The organism is Zobellella denitrificans (assembly GCF_002237365.1).
GTDB lineage: Bacteria > Pseudomonadota > Gammaproteobacteria > Enterobacterales > Aeromonadaceae > Oceanimonas > Oceanimonas denitrificans.
The window spans coordinates 1-16,028 of the sequence record NZ_NMUO01000092.1; the positions used below are offsets into that span (position 1 = coordinate 1).

A 16,028-nucleotide genomic window follows, 5' to 3' on the forward strand; every position below is an offset into this window, starting at 1 on the left:
GACCACCTCCACCCGCTGCACCCCGTCGGCATCGAGCCGGTGCAGGCCCGGCTCGATGCCGACGGGGTGCAGCGGGTGGAGGTGGTCGGCGGCAACTATTTCTTCCGCCCCGACCATATCGTCGTCAGGGTCGGGCTGCCGGTGGAGCTGGTGGTCCGCAAGGAGCCGGGGCTCACGCCCCACAGCCTGGTGATCTGGTCGCCGCGCATGGGGCTGGACGTGGACGAGATGCTGGGCCGCCGTGAAAAACCCATTCGGTTTACCCCCACGGCCACCGGCCAGACCCCCTTCTACTGCCGGGAAAAGCTGGCCTTCTTCCCCAGCCACCAGGAGCGGGGCATGGCCGGGATACTGGAGGTGGTGGAGTGACCCATGTTGAGCGGCATGCTGTTGCTGATGGCGTTGGCACTGGATAGCGCGGATCCCCTGGAACAGGCCCTGGCCCGCTTCGAGCAACTCCAGGGCTACCGGCTGGAGCTGCGCAGCGAGGGGCCCGGAGGCAACCAGCAGTTGCGCTATGCCTACCGCAAGCCCGGCCTGGTTCGGCTGGACGTGATTTCGCCCCACGCCGGCGCCGTGCTGATCTACAGTCCCTACAGCGAGCGGGTGCGGCTCTGGCCCTTCGGCCTGAAGGGGCCTTCCCTGAGCCTGAGCCCCGACAACCGGCTGGTGAAAAGCCCCCGCGGCCACCGGCTGGACAGATCCGACGTGGGCGTGCTGCTGCACAGCGCCCGGCGGCTCGCCCAACTGGGGGAGCTACGGCTGCTGGGAGAGAGCCGGCTGGGCGAGCGCCTTGTGCTGCAGCTGCTGGCGCGGGGCCCGGCCGGGCCGGGGCAGGTGGCCCGCTACGAGATATGGCTGGACAAGGCCCTGCTGTTTCCGGTGCGGGTGATAAGCCATGACGCCCGGGGCAATTTGCTCGAAACCGTGTGGCTGGAGCGCATCGAGCTGGATCCGCCCTTTGCCGACGATGTCTTCTTCCCCTGAGGCCCGCATGGCGTGCTATCACTTCGTGACCCTGTGGCGGATAGCCGCGCCCCTGGAGGTGGTGTACCAGGCCATCAGCCAGTCCCAATGCTGGCCCCTGTGGTGGAAGGGGCTGGTGCGGGTACGGGAGCTGGCCCCCGGCGACGGGCGGGGCATCGGCCGGGTGTACCGTTACCACTGGCAGAGCCGGCTGGGCTACGGGCTGGCGTTCGATATGCGGGTGACTCGGCTTTATCCCCCGTGGGTGATCGTGGGCGAGGCCCGCGGCGATCTGGAGGGCTGGGGCTGCTGGCAACTGACGGAACAGGCGGGCATTACCCGGGTTCGCTACGAATGGCGGGTGCGTACCACCCGCCGCTGGATGAACCTGGCCGCCCCCCTGGCCCGGCCACTGTTCGCCTGGAGCCACCATGCGCTGATGCGGGACGGCGCCGCCGGCCTGGCCCGCTGGCTGGACGTCCCGCTGCTCGACGGTGGCTGGGATTAGTGCCGGCCTTGTTTCTCCCCGGCCGGACGGGCTAAGCTGCAAAAGGACCTTATTGAATACCTATCGGTGCGGGGGAACGGGATGAGGATCATCAATGCCAGGCTGAGACAACAGGAAGGGCTCTTTACCCTGGACGTGGCCGAGGAGCATTTCACCGCCATCCGCCCCCAGGCCGCCCTGGGGGCGGAGCCGGGGGCGCTGGATGCGGGGGGCAACCTGCTGTGCGCGCCCCTGGTCGAGCCCCATATCCACCTGGACGCGGCGCTCACCGCCGGCGAGCCGAGCTGGAACATGAGCGGCACCCTGTTCGAGGGCATAGAGCGCTGGGCCGAGCGCAAGCCGCTGCTGACACCGGCGGACGTGGAGCGACGGGTGTTGAGCACGGTGGAGCTGCTGGCGGCCAACGGGGTCCAGCATGTGCGTACCCATGTGGACGTGACCGATCCGGGGCTGGTGGCGCTGAAGAGCCTGGTCCGCCTCAGGGAGCGGCTGAAGCCGGTGCTCGATCTGCAGATAGTGGCCTTTCCCCAGGAGGGGATACTGTCCTACCCCAACGGCAAGGGGCTGATGGAGCAGGCGCTGGCGGAGGGGGCCGACGTGGTGGGCGGCATTCCCCATTTCGAGTTCACCCGGGAATACGGGGTGGAGTCCATGCACTGGGTGATGGCGCTGGCCAAACGGCATAACAAGCGGGTGGACGTGCACTGCGACGAAACCGACGATCCTGCCTCCCGCTTCCTGGAGGTGCTGGCCACCGCCGCCCTGGAGGCCGGCATGGGCGAGCGGGTCACCGCCAGCCACACCACCGCCATGCATTCCTACGACAACGCCTACTGCTCCAAGCTGTTCCGGTTGCTGAAGATGTCCGGCATCCACTTCGTGTCCTGTCCCACCGAGAGCATCCACCTGCAGGGGCGCTTCGACAGTTATCCCAAGCGCCGGGGCGTGACCCGGGTGAAGGAGCTGCTGGCGGCGGGCATCAAGGTGGCGCTGGCGGAAGACTCCATCCGGGATCCCTGGTATTCCCTCGGTAACGGCAAGCTGCTGCGGGTGCTGGACGCGGGCCTGCACATCTGCCAGATGATGGGCTACGAGGACATCTCCCGGGCACTGGATCTGATCACCGACAACGGCGCCCGGGTGCTGGGTCTCGATGATTACGGCATCGCGGTCGGCAAGCCGGCCAGCTTTGTGATCCTGGAGGGGGAGGATGATTTCGAGGTGATCCGCCGCCAGGGCGAGGTGCTCTATTCGGTGCGCCGGGGCCGGGTGCTGGTAGAGCGCCGACCGGCGGAGCTGGTCCGCCGGCCGGCGATCTGAGCGGCCGGGCCGTCAGGGCGCCGGATTGGACCACTGGCGGTGGGTCTCGGCGATGCCGGCCAGCACCGCTTCGCTCAGTTCGACCTCCACCGAGGCGATGTTTTCCTTCAGCTGTGCCAGGGTGGTGGCGCCGATCAGGTTGCTGGTGACGAAGGGCCGGCTGTTGACGAAGGCCTGGGCCAGTTGCACCGGGGTCAGGCTGTGCTCCCGGGCCAGGGCCACGTAGGCGCTGGTGGCGGCGCGGGCCTGGGGGTTGCAGTAGCGCTGGAAGCGGCTGTACAGGGTGAGGCGGGCGTTTTCCGGCCGGGCGCCGTTCTCGTACTTGCCGCTCAGCATGCCGAAGGCCAGCGGCGAGTAGGCCAGCAGGCCCACCCGCTCGCGCAGGCTGAATTCCGACAGCCCCACCTCGTGGGTACGATTGAGCAGGTTGTAGGGGTTCTGGATGCCCTGGATGCGCGGCAAACCGAGTTTGTCCGCCGCGGCCAGGAATTTGTGCACGCCCCAGGCGGTTTCGTTCGACACGCCGATATGGCGGATCTTGCCCGCCTTCACCAGCTCGTCCAGCACCGCCAGGGTTTCCTCGATGGGGATGCTCTCTTCCTCCACCAGGGTCTCGAAGCCGAGCTGGCCGAACATGTTGGTGGTGCGATCCGGCCAGTGCAGTTGGTAGAAGTCGATGTAGTCGGTCTGCAGCCGGCGCAGGCTGTCGTCCAGGGCGGCGACGATATTGGCCCTGTCCAACTTGGGCTGGCCGTCGCGGAAGTAGGAGGGGCGCTTGGGATCGTGGGCGCGCCCCACCACCTTGGTGGCCAGCACTATTTTGTCGCGGTTGCCGCGTGCGGCCAGCCAGTTGCCGATCATGGTTTCGGTGCGCCCCTGGGTTTCCTGGCGCGGCGGCACCGGGTACATCTCGGCGGTGTCGACAAGGTTGACGCCCTGATCCAGGGCCAGGTCGAGCTGGGCGTGGGCCTCGGCCTCGGTGTTCTGCTCGCCCCAGGTCATGGTGCCCAGGCCAATCAGGCTGACATCGAGGTCGGTGTTGCCCAGTTTTCTGTATTTCATGGGATTTCCTTAACGGTATTAATGAGTTGGAACAGAAACGCCATGGCCACAGGGTAACAGCAAAAGCGGGGGAAGATCACGGCTCCATAAAAAAGGGGCCGGAGTGAGTACTCCGGCCCCTTTGTTCAGACTGGCGTCGTTCAGGCGCCGATGATGCCGCCGTCTTCCCGGGTGATGACCATCACGCTGGAGCGGGGCGTGCTGTCGCCGCCCAGGGGGAAGTGGGAGCCGGCCAGCTCTTCTCCCGGATGCTGGATGCCCACGAACAGGGTCTTCTGATCCGGGGTAAAGGCCAGGCCGGTCACTTCACAGGCCACGGGGCCGGTGAGGAAGCGGCGGATCTCGCCGCTGTCCGGGTCGGCGCACAGCATCTGGTTGTTGCCCTGGCCGGCGAAATCGCCTTGGTTGGAGTAGTTGCCGTCGGTCTGGATCCACAGCCGGCCGCCCTGGTCGAAACCGATGCCGTCCGGGCTGTTGAACATGTTGTCGGCGTTGACGTTGGCGGAGCCGGCGTAGAGACTGCCGTTATGCACCTCGGGGTTGCCGGCCAGCACGAACAGATCCCAGTCGAACTCGGCGGCGGTGTGGCGGCCACCCGCCGGACGCCAGCGCACGATCTGGCCGTAGTGGTTTTCGGCGCGGGGGTTGGGGCCGTCCACCGGCTGGTTGTCCTTGGTGCCGCGGTTCTTGTTGTTGGTCAGGGTGCAGAACACCACCGGCTCGGTGGGGTGGGCCGCCACCCACTCGGGCCTGTCCATGGTGGTGGCACCCACCTGGGTGGCGGCGAGGCGGGCGTGGATCAGCACCTCGGCCTGGCTGTTGAAGCCGTTTTCCGGGGTCAGGCCGTTCTTGCCGAAGGAGAGTTCAATCCATTCGCCCTTGCCTTTCAGCGCGCCGTTGGGGCCATTGTGGAACCGGGCCACGTACAGGGTACCGTCTTCCAGCAGGTTGCGGTTGGCGGCCTGATCCTCAGGGTTGTACTTGTGCTTGCTGACGAAGCGGTACAGGTGCTCGCCGCGCTCGTCGTCGCCGAGATACACCACCACATGGCCGTCCCGGTCGATCACCAGCTCGGCGTTCTCGTGCTTGAAGCGACCCAGGGCGGTGCGCTTGACGGGGGTGGACGAGGGATCCCTGGGGTCGATCTCGACCACCCAGCCGAAGCGGTTGGGCTCGTTGGGGTGTTTGGCCAAGTCGAAGCGCTCGTCGAACCGGTGCCACTGGTAGCCGGCATCTTCTGTGGCCACGCCGTAGCGGGCCAGGGCCGGGGAGAGTTCGGCTTCGCCGTCGGTGCCGAAGTAGCCGTTGAAGTTTTCCTCACAGGTGAGGTAGGTACCCCAGGGGGTCATGCCGTTGGCGCAGTTGTTGAAGGTGCCGAGCGCCCGCTCGCCCTTGGGGTCGGCGCTGGTCTGCATCAGGGCGTGGCCCCTGGCCGGGCCGCTGATGGCCATGGGGGTGTTGGCGTCGATGCGGCGGTTATACTTGCCGTCCTTCTCGAAGCGCCAGCCGTCGGCCTGCTTCTTGATGGTGATGACGGACACGCCATGGGCAGCCTGGGCGCGCCGGACGTCGTCTTCGCTCATGTTCTTGCCCTGGTGCGGGAACATCAGCTCGTAGTTGGTGTATTCGTTGTTGATGGCCAGGATGGCGGTGCTGTCGTCCACCGTAAAGAAGCTCATGCCGTCGTTGTTGTCGCCGAACTGGCCGGCCTGATCGGCGGCGGTGTTGCCGCCCTTGTCCTTGAACTCGGCCACCTTGGAGAACAGGGGGTCACCCCAGGAGATCAGCCGCTCCACCTTGTAGCCTTCCGGTACCACTATGGTGTCTTCGGTGCTGGCGGGCACGGCCTTGAAGCCCAGCAACGGGCTCTTGCCGGTGGCGGCGGCGATGGCGCGGGAAATCGGCGAGGCACCGAAGAAGGCGGCGGCACCCAGGGCGGCGGCGCCACCGAGGAAACGGCGACGGCTCAGGCCCTGTTCGACCATGCGGGTGAATTCGGGAGTGTCATGGCGCGGGTGGTTCAGCTCATCCTTTCGTTCAAACTGGCTCATTTTTAATTTATCCTTTGCTCACATGGGGTTACGACCACGCCATGCTAGAAGGCAAAAATGGCAGTTTGATAACGATAAGATGACAGGAAGACGACAATGAAAGTGGAAAGCGCCGATACCCTGGCGAAAGTGATCATCATTGTGCAGGCGGTGCTGATCAGCCTGCTGCTCGTCGGCAGCGGCATGCTGATGCAGCAGGCGGTGGATAACGGCGAGCAGGAGGCCGCCCTGCAGGGGCCCTTGTTGTGGCTGTTTATCGCTTTTTTGGTGGGGGCCTGGCTATGGCTGTGCCGCCGGGCCTGGGCCGGTTATCTGTCGACGGAAGGCATGGGCAAGCAATGGCCCTTCTGGGTGCTGGTGGCGGTGCAACTGCCGTCCTTTCCCCTGGGCACCCTCATGGGAGTGGGCTTGATCTTTCTTAAGATAAAGTTCCACCCGCGCAGCCAGTAACAAAAAGGCCCTTTGTGGGGCGCGGGCGGCTCGCCCGCAAAGGCGTTGCACGGTCGGTTTCCCGCTGCGCGGGAATGCAGGCGGGCCGCCTGCGCTCCGGTGGTCGATTTCGGTCGAGCAAAAGAAAGCCCGGCTTGCGCCGGGCTTTCGCATGTCAGTCATCCCAATGGCGATGTTTTTTCTTCCATTTCTTCTTGCCGTGGTAATGGTGGTGCACCACCTTGTGGTTATCGCCGGACTTGGCCCCCAGCGCCGGCCCCGCGCCCCCGCCGATGCCGGCGCCGATCACCTGGCCACTGTCGCCGGCCACGTTCTTGCCAAGCGCCGCGCCGCCCAGGGCTCCCACGGCACCACCCAGGGCGGCTTCGTTCTTGTTGCCCCGGTTGGCGGTGGCGGCGCCACCGGCGGCACCACCCAGGGCGGCCCCCACCAGGGCGCCGGTGTCGCCGGCCATCTGTTTGCCGATAACGGCCCCGGCGGCACCGCCGGCACCACCACCGATAATGGTGTTGAGGGTTTCGCCGGCCATGGCGGGCGTCGCGCCGAGCAGCAGCAGGCTCAGGGTAAGGCTTTTCTTCAACATGCGGACTTCTCTGTCAGGCTGTTCAACTTGAACGAACTATACAGGGGCAACGCCACAAGGGAAGCAGGCGGGTTTGGGACGGTTTGAGTCCCTTTATTGGGCGCTATTGTCAAGTTGTTGTTATTAAATGACTTTTTTGTTTTCTCGTGGCGCCGGACGACAATCCGCGACCGACAGCTCCTGTCCATACCGTGGGCGGCTCAGTTCTTGTATACCCACACCAGGGTGCGCAGGCCGTTCTGGCCGTAGCGAGCCAGGCGGTCGAAGCGGCTGCGCTCTATCGGCAGGTACTGCTTGTCCACCGGGCTTTCGCCGGCGTCGTCGTCGATGTCCGGGTCGTGGATATAGACGAACTCCTTGTCGATGGCGCACACCAGCACCCAGTGGGGGGCCTTGCGCCCGTCCAGGTGGTAGGTGCTGATCAGCACCAGCGGCAGCCGGCCCCGGGACAGCCCCTGCTCCAGTTGCTCCAGGCTGAAGTTGCCGTAGCGGGGGCTAATGCCGAGTTCGGCCATCTGGGCCAGGAACTGTTCGTGCACCCGTTCGAGGATCAGCTTCTTGTCGGGGGTGCGCACACTGCTGACGAACAGCGGCCCCTGCTGGTTCAGCATCAGCTCCACCTCGAAGCCGCGCCGCTTGGCGGCCAGGGCCAGGCCGTGGGGGCCGCAGCCGCCGTGGCCCTGGGTCATGAAGATGGTGGTGGCCTCGCGCCACAGCTGCAGCTCTTCGTCGATTTCCGGCCGGTAGTCCGGATCCAGGGCGCTCACCGCCATCATCAGCGAGGCCGGCCCGCAGGTGAACTCGGTGGTCTGGCGATAATAGGGCACGGCCTTGGCGCCGGTGAGAGGATGGTAGTGGTGGATGCGCTTCTGGTAGCGCAGGGCGGTCTGGTGATCCTCGTAATAGTCGTGGAAAACCCCGAACTGACGATAGCCGAGCCGCTGGTAGAGGTTCTGGGCGGCGGTGTTGTCGGCGCGCACCTCCAGCCGCATGAACACGGCCCCCTTGTCCCGGGCGCCGTCCTCGGCGGCCAGCATCAGCAGCCGGCCCAGCCCCAGGCCACGGGCGTCGGGCGCCACCGCCACCGAATAGACCCGGGCCAGGCGGGTGTTGCGGCGAAACAGCACCAGTATATAGCCCAGCAGCCGGTCGCCGAGCTCGGCCACCAGCAGCATGTCCTGGGGATGCTCGATAAAGCGCTGGAAGCTGCGCCGGCTGATCCTGTCCTGCTCGAAACAGCGGGCCTCGAGGGCGAGCAGGGCGGTGAGTTCGGACTTGCGGGCGGGGCGGACGACGGGGTCGGACATAGGTCACCGGATGGGCCATGTGGGTCGTTTCAACATACGTCAAAAATATTCCGCCAGCGAGTAAATTTCCATGCCCGGCGGGCGGATTTGGCGGTAGAGTGAGGCAACCACAACGTCAGCAACCAACACGGATTTTCCCATGACCCAACTGATCCTGGTGGTCGATGAACTCAGCGCCTGGGAGCCCTATTTTCCTTCCGAAAACCTGGTCGATTTCGAGAGCTATCTCAAGCAGGCGCCGGCCAAAAACGCGCCCCGCACCCGAGTCATCAACCTGTGCAAGACCGGCAAGTACCTTTCCAACGGCTATTACTGCTCCTTGCTGGCGGAGGCCCGGGGGCAGAACGTGATCCCCTCGGTGTCCACCCTCAACAACCTGCGCAACAAGGGCTTGTTCGCCTTCGGCTTCGACGGCGTGTCCGAGGCGCTCGACCAGTGGCTGGCCAGCGGCGAGCCGGTGAAACAGCTGAAAATCAAGAGCTATTTCGGCCACTGCCAGGTGCCGGGCCTGGGCAATTTGTGCCGTGAGCTGTTCGAGCGGCTGCCGTGCCCCATCATGGAACTCGGTTTTAAAAAGCGTACCCATTGGGAACTGACCGGCCTGGCTACCCTGGCACCCCGGGATCTGGTGGGGGAGGAGGAAGACCAGTTTGCCAACGCCCTCGAAGCCTATTCCCGCATCATCTGGCGCAAGCCCAAGTCGGTGAAGCGCTATCGCTACGATCTGGCGATGCTGGTCAACCCGGAGGAAGCGCTGCCGCCTTCGGATCCCAAGGCGCTCAAGCGCTTCGTCAAGGCGGGGGAGCGGGCCGGGGTGAACGTGGAGATGATCACCCGCAAGGACTACCAGCGGCTGGCGGAGTACGACGGCCTCTTTATCCGCGAGACCACCGCCATCGACCACCACACCTTTCGCTTCGCCCAGAAAGCGGAACACGAGGGCCTGGTGGTGATCGACTCGCCCACCTCCATACTGCGCTGCGCCAACAAGATCTTCCTGGCGGAGAGTTTCGCCAAGCACGGGGTGCCCACGCCGAAGACGCTGATGGTCAATCCCAAACAGAAGGATGCCGCCGACTGGCTGGAGCGGGAGTTGGGCTACCCCCTGGTGCTGAAGATCCCCGACGGCGCCTTTTCCCGCGGGGTATACAAGGTGGCCGACCGGGCGGCGCTGGTGGACACCCTGGGCAAACTGCGCAACGCCTCGGCCCTGGTGCTGGCCCAGGAGTATTTTTTCACCGAGTTCGACTGGCGCATCGGGGTGCTCAACCACCAGCCGATCTTCGCCTGCAAATACTTTATGGTGAAGGGGCACTGGCAGATCTACCGCCACAACGGCAACGGCCGGGAAGCGGACTCCGGCGGCTTCGTCACCCTGCCCACCTTCGAGGCGCCCAAGGCGGTGATCAACGCCGCCCTCAAGGCGGTCAGGCCCATCGGCGACGGCCTTTACGGGGTGGACATCAAGGAAGGCAAGGGCCGGGTGGCGGTGATTGAGGTGAACGACAACCCCAATATCGATCACGGGGTGGAGGATCTCTTCCTCAAGGACCGGCTCTACGACATGGTGATCGAAGATTTCGTGCGCCGGCTGGAGGCGGACTAACCCGCGTCCGGCCGGCTCCGAAGATCGGACCACAGGGCCTGCTCATGCCAGCGCCGGATCCATGCGGGCACCTGCTCCGCCGGCATGGGCTCTGCGATGCCGTAGCCCTGGGCGAAATGGCAACCCAGCCGGAGTAGCAGGGCGCCGAGCTCGGGGCTTTCGACCCCCTCGGCCACCACCGGATGGTGGAAGGTGCGGGCCAGTTGCAGCATGCTGCTGACCAGCTCGAGATCCTCGGTGTTGCTGAGCATGTCGCTGACGAAGCTGTGGTCGATGTTGACCCTGTCCAGCGGCAGGGTGCGCAGGGAGGAAAGGGCGGAGAGGCCGGTGCCGAAGTTGTCCAGCGCGACCTGAACGCCCAGCCGGTGGCACTGCTCCAGCACCCGGGTCAGCTGCTCCCGCTGGCGGATGACGGCGATTTCCTGGAATTCCAGCTCCAGGTGACCCGCCGGTACCTGGGGATGGCGCCCCAGGCTGGCTTCCAGCTGGCCGACAAAATCCGGTTGCAGCAGGTGATCGGCGCTGATATTGAGGCTGACGCCCAGCGCCAGGCCCTGCTCCTGCCAGTCGGCGAGCTGGTGCAGCACCGAGTCGAGCACCCACTGCCCCAGGGCCCACTCCAGCCGGCTGCCGGCCAGTTGATGGAGAAAGGCGGCGGGCACCAGCAACCCCAGCTGCGGGTGCTGCCAGCGGATCAACGCCTCCAGGCCGATCACCCGGCCGTTGAGTAGATCTACCTTGGGCTGGTAGTAGAGGACGAATTCGCGGCGTTGCAGGGCCTGCTCCAGGGCCTTCAACTGGTGCTGGCGGCTCTGCTGCTCCGCCTGCTGGCCGGGATCGTAGAACCGGTAGCGGTTTCTGCCGCCCTGCTTGGCGTGATACATGGCCTGATCCGCGTGCTGCAGCAGCAGATCGGCGCTGCCGTCGTCGTGGGGATAGAAGGTCACGCCGATGCTGGCGGACACCTGCACCCGGGCGTCGTCCAGCTCGACCGGGGCGGCCACCGCCGCCAGCACCCGGGAGAGGATGGGAGCGATGTCCTCGCTGTGCTGCAGTTCGGCGAACAACAGCACAAACTCGTCGCCGCCCAGCCGCGCCAGGGTATCGTACTGGCGCAGTATGTGGGTGAGACGGCGGCTGATTTCGATGAGCAACTGGTCGCCGGCGGGGTGGCCGTGCCGGTCGTTGACCTGCTTGAAGCCGTCCAGATCCAGGTAGCACACCGCCAGCTGGCTGCCCAGGCGCCTGGCCCGGGCCATGGCCTGGAGCAGGCGGTCGGCCAGCAGCCGGCGGTTGGGTACGCCGGTGAGGGGGTCGTACTGGGCGATATGCTCGAGTTCGGCGGTGTCCGCCTTGAGCTGGCTGATGTCGCTGAACACCGCCACATAGTGGCTGATCCGCCCCTGCCGGTCGCGCAGGGCGGAAATGGCCAGCCACTGGGGATAGATCTCACCGTTCTTGCGCCGGTTCCAGATCTCGCCGCGCCAGTGATCCTCCGTCGCCAGGCGATGCCACATGGCCTCGAAAAAGTCGGCGTCGTGACGGCCCGAGGCGAGCAGGGCGGGAGTCTGGCCGAGCAGTTCCTCGGTGTTGTAACCGGTGATCAGGGTGACGGCGGGATTGACCCGTATGATGCGGTTGTCCGCATCGGTGATAAGGATGCCCTCGGTGCTGCATTCGAACACCCGGGCAGCCATTTGCAGCTGGGTTTCGGCCTGCTTCTGCTCGCTGATGTCGTGGCCGATGCAGATCAGCTCGCCGTTGGGCAGCATGATGTTGGCCCACAGGCAGGGCTGTACCTTGCCCTGGCGGGTGAGCGGGGCCCACTCCTGAAAGCCGGAGCCGGCGGGGGCGAGAAAGCCGTTCTTCACCGCCTGGCGGACGTCCTCGTCGGGGTAGAACAGGGCCAGGGGATCCGGGTGGCTTGCCAGCTCCTCGAAACGCCAGCCGAACAGCCGCTCGCATGCCGGGTTCCACAGCGTGCAACGGCCCTGCCGGTCGAAGCCGTTGACCAGCAGCGGACTGTCGGTGAGGACCTGTTTGAGTTGCTCGAACCTGCCTTCAGTACCACTGCTGTCCGCCATGGCGGTCTCCTATAAAAAGTCGCGTTCTCCCCGCCGCAGCGGATCCGGCTTGGGCGTGCCCTCGGCGCAGAAATCGAGGGAGGCCGAGTTCAGGCAATAGCGCAGGCCGGTGGGGGCGGGGCCGTCGGGGAACACATGGCCCAGGTGGCCATCGCAACGGGCGCAGCGGATCTCGACCCGGCGCATGCCGTGGCTGAGATCGACCAGCTCGCGGATATGATCCGGGTGGTAGGGCGCATAGAAGCTGGGCCAGCCGGAGCCGGACTCGAACTTGCAAGCGGAAGAAAACAGCGGCAGGGCGCACAGCCGGCACACGTAACTGCCTTCTTCGTGATTGTCGAGCAGGCCGCCGCAAAACGGGGGTTCGGTGCCCTGGTTGAGCAGGATGCGGCGCTCTTCCGGGCTGAGCCCTTCGGCCAGTTGCTGCAACTGCTCGGGCCCGGGAGGACTGAGGTCGTAGGGGCTGGGAGTTTGCGCCATGGTTACAGATCCTTTTTCAGCCGGTGTTTGAAGTAATGCTGCACCTTGGCCACCTTGGGCTGGGCCACGGCGGCGATATAGGGCTGGTTGGGGTGCGCCGCCGCATAGTTCTGATGATAGCCCTCGGCCGGATAAAACGCATTCAAGGGTTCCAGGGTGGTGACGATGGGTGCCCTGAACACGCCGTGCTCTTCCAGCAGGGCGATATAGTCCGCCGCCAGCCGGCGCTCGTTGTCGTCCCGGTAGAACACCGCCGAGCGGTACTGGCGACCGAGATCGTTGCCCTGGCGATTGAGCTGGGTGGGGTCGTGGGCGATGCCGAAGAACACCTTGAGCAGGGTGGCAGGACCTATCTGGGCGCTGTCGTATTCGATGCAGATGGCCTCGGCGTGATCCGTGGTGCCGCTGCAGACGCTGTCGTAGTTGGCGGTGTCGGCGGTACCGCCGGCATAACCGGCCACCACGTTCAGCACGCCCTCCAGTTGGCGGTAGACCGCCTCGGTGCACCAGAAGCAGCCGCCGGCCAGCACCAGCTGGCGCACGCCGGTGTCGAGAACGGCGCGGTCGTCGGTATCGGGAAAATCATTGGGCAGCAGACTCAGTACGGAATCCGTCATTTTATTATCTCCTCGTGGGTACGGGCCTACGTTACCATAGCCGCCCGCCGGGCTGAATGGCCAGGCGCCACCTCTGTGCTTATGATATATCTATGAATAACAGGAATAGGTGTCAGTCCGGGGTTTCGCTGTCGCCGGCCCGGCCAGGCTGGTAGGCTGGGCACCTTCTTGTTGCGGTACGGGATAATAATGGAACTGGATTTACTGACACTGGGCCTGCTGGCCCTGGCCGCCCTGCTGGCCGGCTTTATCGACGCCATTGCCGGTGGTGGCGGCCTGATCACGGTACCGGCGCTGCTGGCCACCGGCATGCCGCCGACCATGGCCCTGGCCACCAACAAGCTGCAGAGCAGCTTCGGCTCCTTCTCCGCCACCCTTTACTACCTGCGGCGGGGCCTTATCGACTGGCGCAGCATGAAATGGGCGGTGGCCTGCACCTTTGTCGGCAGCACGCTGGGCACCCTGCTGGTGCAGCGCATCGACGCCAGCCTGTTGCAGAAGGTGCTGCCCTTCCTGCTGGCTGCCTTCGCCCTCTATTTCCTGTTTTCGCCCCGGGTGGGGGACGAGGATCGCCACCGGCGCCTGGGCATGATCCCCTTCGCCCTGCTGGTGGGCACCGGGGTGGGCTTTTACGACGGCTTCTTCGGCCCCGGCACCGGCTCCTTCTTTGCCTTGGGCTTTATCGCCCTGGCCGGTTTCAGCATGGCCAGGGCCACCGCCCATACCAAGCTGCTGAACTTCACCTCCAACATCGCCTCCCTGCTGTTCTTTATCCTGGGCGGCCAGGTGGCCTGGGTGGCCGGCCTGTCGATGGCTCTCGGCCAGTTCGTCGGCGCCCGGCTGGGCTCGAAGATGGTGGTGACCAGGGGCACCCGCATCATCCGCCCCATGCTGGTGACGGTGTCGCTGGTGATGTCGGTGCGGCTGTTGTGGCAGCAGCACCCGGAATGGTTCGCCTGGGTGGGGTAGCGGCGTCGATGACGGGGCGGTCCCGTAGGGTCGTCGTAGGGTCGACTTCAGTCGACCGAATCCCGGTGCCGTGGCTGGAATGGTCCGTTGAAACGGACCCTACGGGAGCGCCCGCCGCGCCGCTTTACCCCGCCAGCCCGGCGAAATGCCGCTCCAGCACCCTGATCAGGCTGGCCAGCCGCTCCCGCTTGCGCGAGCTGGGCCGGAACACCAGGCTGACCGGCCGGGTCAGGCGGCTGCCCGCAGGCGGGGCATGTTGCAGGGCCGGGGCTATGCCCATCAGCCGGGCCACCCCGAGCGGCACCACCGCCGGCGCCACTCCGGCCCGGCCCAGCTCGGCGGCGGCGAAGTAGGAGTCCATCTGCATCCAGGGCGTGAGCCCGACGCTGCGCAGCCGGTGCTCCAGGTAGCGGTTGGCCGGGTTGCCGAGATCGATGGTCACCACCGTCAGCGGCTGGCCGAAGTCCGGCGGCTCGGGCGACACCAGCACCATGTCTTCTTCCAGCAGCGGCACCACCTCCAGCCCCCGGGCGTGGAGGATTTCCCCGGCACAGACGCCCAGCACGGCGTCGCCGGCGCGCACCCGCTCCAGGATCACCGGGGTGTGGTGGGTGGAAAATTGCAAATAGGGATCGCGGCGCAGATGGCGGTTGAGCAGTGGCCCCAGGTAGCCGGCCAGTATGGTCTCGGAGCAGGCGATGGCAAGCCGGCTCTGATCGGTGAGGTGCTGGCTGTCGAACAGCTGTCCCCTCAGTTCGTCCAGGCTGGGGCCGATGCGCTCCAGCAGGGCCAGGGCATCGGGGGTGAGGCGCAGGTGGCGCCCGTCCGGCTCCACCAGCTTTTTGCCGAGGCGGGCCTCCAGGTTGCTGATCCGCTTGCTCACCGCCGACTGGGTGATATAGAGCCGGCCGGCCACCTTGCCCATGGTCTTTTCCTGGGCCAGCAGGGCGAGGGTTTCCAGTCCTTCGAGCAGCATGGTGTTACCTATTCCGGTTGGGAATATTCCAGTGTAACAGCCTTGGCCGGGCAGATCAGGGGGTCTCGAGAAAAGGAGTTGTCCGGCACCCTGTCCGCCGGTTTTGCCGTCCCGCCAAGGGTGGTACCATGGCCCTTTTCCGCCGACGAGAGCCCATGGTGCTGAGCGCGCTGCTTATCCGACAACAACAAAAATACCGTTACTGGCTGCTGGGGCTGGGCCTGGCCCTGGCGGCGGCGGTGCTGCTCAGCCTGCAGCTCGGCGCCGTGGGGGTGGGCATAGAGGCCCTGTGGCGGCCGGTGTCGGCGCTGGAGCAGCAGGTGTTCTGGCAGTTGCGCCTGCCGCGCACCCTGCTGGCGGTGCTGGTGGGAGCCAGCCTTGCCCTGTGCGGTGCCGTGCTGCAGGTGCTGCTGCACAATCCCCTGGCCGAGCCGGGGCTGATTGGCATCTCCAGCGGCGCCAGCCTGGCGGCGGTGCTCACCCTCTTCTTTTCTGCCCGGCTCGGCCTGGCGTTGCCCTACTGGAGCCTGTCGCTGGCGGCCTTCGCCGGCGCCCTGGTAGTGACCGGGCTCTTGCTGGCCCTGGCCCGACGCCGCCTGGGCCAGGGCGCCCTGTTGTTGTTCGGGGTGGCGGTGGCCATCTTCGCCAACGCCATCCTCACCTGGCTGCTGTACCTAGCCGACGACGCCTCCCTGCGCACCTTCCTGTTCTGGATGATGGGCAGCCTGGGCTACGGCCAGCAGCTGTCGTTCTGGTGGTGGCTGCCGGCGGTGCTGACCCTGGGCTGGCTGATGGGGCAGGGGCGGCGGCTCGATCTGCTGGCGCTGGGCGAAAACCAGGCCCGCTTGCTGGGGCTGGACGTACACCGGCTGCGGCCCCGGCTGGTGCTGGCGGTGTGCCTGCTCACCGCCTTCAGCGTGGCCATGGCCGGGGTGATCGGTTTTGTCGGCCTGGTGGTGCCCCACCTGCTGCGGCTGCTGGCCGGGGGCCGGCAGCACTTTTTGCTGCCCGCGTCCGTGCTGGCGGGGGCCGCGCGGCGTGCCCTGGGC

The 16,028-nt window shown here is 66.0% G+C and carries 16 protein-coding genes; 8 read left to right on the forward strand and 8 right to left on the reverse strand.

From position 1 onward, the window contains the following. The 4 genes from CGX12_RS19935 to codA form a co-directional block, all read left to right on the forward strand. The coding region (locus CGX12_RS19935) for a quinol oxidase (RefSeq protein ID WP_094040840.1) at positions 1-369 on the forward strand (369 nt) is incomplete at its 5' end. Between the two features lie 3 nt (positions 370-372). After that, a complete protein-coding gene (locus CGX12_RS15945) occupies positions 373-987 on the forward strand; it encodes a LolA family protein (protein WP_094040841.1) in 615 nt (204 codons plus the stop codon). Positions 988-994: 7 nt separating this feature from the next. Next, positions 995-1,474 carry an SRPBCC family protein gene (locus CGX12_RS15950; RefSeq protein ID WP_094040842.1) on the forward strand — a complete coding sequence of 160 codons (480 nt, stop codon included), beginning with the start codon at positions 995-997 and terminating at the stop codon, positions 1,472-1,474. Positions 1,475-1,555: 81 nt separating this feature from the next. Beyond that, on the forward strand, positions 1,556-2,794 hold the full coding sequence (gene codA, locus CGX12_RS15955; protein ID WP_094040843.1) for a cytosine deaminase: 1,239 nt from the start codon (positions 1,556-1,558) through the stop codon (positions 2,792-2,794). Between the two features lie 12 nt (positions 2,795-2,806). Here the strand turns inward: codA and CGX12_RS15960 are convergent, their stop codons facing one another. Further along, entirely contained in the window at positions 2,807-3,856 is a 1,050-nt protein-coding gene (locus CGX12_RS15960; RefSeq protein WP_094040844.1) for an NADP(H)-dependent aldo-keto reductase, read from the reverse strand. Between the two features lie 140 nt (positions 3,857-3,996). Then, positions 3,997-5,907 carry a PhoX family protein gene (locus tag CGX12_RS15965; RefSeq protein ID WP_094040845.1) on the reverse strand — a complete coding sequence of 637 codons (1,911 nt, stop codon included), beginning with the start codon at positions 5,905-5,907 and terminating at the stop codon, positions 3,997-3,999. 96 nt (positions 5,908-6,003) lie between these two features. On the opposite strand from CGX12_RS15965, the gene CGX12_RS15970 reads away from it, so the two are divergent. Beyond that, positions 6,004-6,357 (forward strand): hypothetical protein, encoded by a 354-nt coding sequence (locus tag CGX12_RS15970; RefSeq protein ID WP_094040846.1) that lies wholly within the window; start codon positions 6,004-6,006, stop codon positions 6,355-6,357. Positions 6,358-6,511: 154 nt separating this feature from the next. Here CGX12_RS15970 and CGX12_RS15975 read toward each other — a convergent pair whose 3' ends face one another. Together CGX12_RS15975 and CGX12_RS15980 are read right to left on the reverse strand one after the other, a co-directional pair. Beyond that, positions 6,512-6,940: a YMGG-like glycine zipper-containing protein gene (locus CGX12_RS15975; protein WP_094040847.1), complete on the reverse strand. Its 429-nt coding sequence runs from the start codon at positions 6,938-6,940 to the stop codon at positions 6,512-6,514. 200 nt (positions 6,941-7,140) lie between these two features. Further along, positions 7,141-8,247: a GNAT family N-acetyltransferase/peptidase C39 family protein gene (locus CGX12_RS15980; RefSeq protein ID WP_094040848.1), complete on the reverse strand. Its 1,107-nt coding sequence runs from the start codon at positions 8,245-8,247 to the stop codon at positions 7,141-7,143. A 139-nt stretch (positions 8,248-8,386) separates the two neighbouring features. Between CGX12_RS15980 and CGX12_RS15985 the strand changes: the two genes are divergently transcribed. After that, on the forward strand, positions 8,387-9,853 hold the full coding sequence (locus CGX12_RS15985) for a RimK family ATP-grasp domain-containing protein (protein WP_094040849.1): 1,467 nt from the start codon (positions 8,387-8,389) through the stop codon (positions 9,851-9,853). On the opposite strand, the gene CGX12_RS15990 is transcribed toward CGX12_RS15985, so the two are convergent. The 3 genes from CGX12_RS15990 to msrA are packed head-to-tail and all read right to left on the reverse strand — an operon-like array spanning position 9,850 to position 13,034. Next, on the reverse strand, positions 9,850-11,937 hold the full coding sequence (locus tag CGX12_RS15990) for a sensor domain-containing protein (protein WP_094040850.1): 2,088 nt from the start codon (positions 11,935-11,937) through the stop codon (positions 9,850-9,852). The two genes, CGX12_RS15985 and CGX12_RS15990, sit on opposite strands and share 4 nt — an antisense overlap. Before the next feature lie 9 nt (positions 11,938-11,946). Then, positions 11,947-12,417 (reverse strand): peptide-methionine (R)-S-oxide reductase MsrB, encoded by a 471-nt coding sequence (msrB, locus tag CGX12_RS15995; RefSeq protein WP_094040851.1) that lies wholly within the window; start codon positions 12,415-12,417, stop codon positions 11,947-11,949. A 2-nt stretch (positions 12,418-12,419) separates the two neighbouring features. Beyond that, a complete protein-coding gene (gene msrA, locus CGX12_RS16000) occupies positions 12,420-13,034 on the reverse strand; it encodes a peptide-methionine (S)-S-oxide reductase MsrA (protein ID WP_094040852.1) in 615 nt (204 codons plus the stop codon). A 189-nt stretch (positions 13,035-13,223) separates the two neighbouring features. Here msrA and CGX12_RS16005 point away from each other — a divergent pair, with 189 nt between their 5' ends. Continuing rightward, positions 13,224-14,003 (forward strand): TSUP family transporter, encoded by a 780-nt coding sequence (locus CGX12_RS16005; RefSeq protein WP_094040853.1) that lies wholly within the window; start codon positions 13,224-13,226, stop codon positions 14,001-14,003. A 124-nt stretch (positions 14,004-14,127) separates the two neighbouring features. Here the strand turns inward: CGX12_RS16005 and CGX12_RS16010 are convergent, their stop codons facing one another. Beyond that, positions 14,128-14,979, reverse strand: coding sequence for a LysR family transcriptional regulator (locus CGX12_RS16010; RefSeq protein ID WP_094040854.1), 852 nt, complete (start codon positions 14,977-14,979; stop codon positions 14,128-14,130). A 128-nt stretch (positions 14,980-15,107) separates the two neighbouring features. On the opposite strand from CGX12_RS16010, the gene CGX12_RS16015 reads away from it, so the two are divergent. Then, positions 15,108-16,028 (forward strand): iron chelate uptake ABC transporter family permease subunit (locus CGX12_RS16015; protein ID WP_438273042.1); only part of this gene is annotated, 921 nt, incomplete at its 3' end.

Excerpts from the sequence above, each read along its gene's own strand:
- CGX12_RS15945 (WP_094040841.1), top strand. The coding sequence starts at position 373 with ATGTTGAGCGGCATGCTGTTGCTGATGGCGTTGGCACTGGATAGCGCG.
- CGX12_RS15950 (WP_094040842.1), top strand. The coding sequence starts at position 995 with ATGGCGTGCTATCACTTCGTGACCCTGTGGCGGATAGCCGCGCCCCTG.
- codA (WP_094040843.1), top strand. The coding sequence starts at position 1,556 with ATGAGGATCATCAATGCCAGGCTGAGACAACAGGAAGGGCTCTTTACC.
- CGX12_RS15960 (WP_094040844.1), bottom strand. The coding sequence starts at position 3,856 with ATGAAATACAGAAAACTGGGCAACACCGACCTCGATGTCAGCCTGATT.
- CGX12_RS15965 (WP_094040845.1), bottom strand. The coding sequence starts at position 5,907 with ATGAGCCAGTTTGAACGAAAGGATGAGCTGAACCACCCGCGCCATGAC.
- CGX12_RS15970 (WP_094040846.1), top strand. The coding sequence starts at position 6,004 with ATGAAAGTGGAAAGCGCCGATACCCTGGCGAAAGTGATCATCATTGTG.
- CGX12_RS15975 (WP_094040847.1), bottom strand. The coding sequence starts at position 6,940 with ATGTTGAAGAAAAGCCTTACCCTGAGCCTGCTGCTGCTCGGCGCGACG.
- CGX12_RS15980 (WP_094040848.1), bottom strand. The coding sequence starts at position 8,247 with ATGTCCGACCCCGTCGTCCGCCCCGCCCGCAAGTCCGAACTCACCGCC.
- CGX12_RS15985 (WP_094040849.1), top strand. The coding sequence starts at position 8,387 with ATGACCCAACTGATCCTGGTGGTCGATGAACTCAGCGCCTGGGAGCCC.
- CGX12_RS15990 (WP_094040850.1), bottom strand. The coding sequence starts at position 11,937 with ATGGCGGACAGCAGTGGTACTGAAGGCAGGTTCGAGCAACTCAAACAG.
- msrB (WP_094040851.1), bottom strand. The coding sequence starts at position 12,417 with ATGGCGCAAACTCCCAGCCCCTACGACCTCAGTCCTCCCGGGCCCGAG.
- msrA (WP_094040852.1), bottom strand. The coding sequence starts at position 13,034 with ATGACGGATTCCGTACTGAGTCTGCTGCCCAATGATTTTCCCGATACC.
- CGX12_RS16005 (WP_094040853.1), top strand. The coding sequence starts at position 13,224 with ATGGAACTGGATTTACTGACACTGGGCCTGCTGGCCCTGGCCGCCCTG.
- CGX12_RS16010 (WP_094040854.1), bottom strand. The coding sequence starts at position 14,979 with ATGCTGCTCGAAGGACTGGAAACCCTCGCCCTGCTGGCCCAGGAAAAG.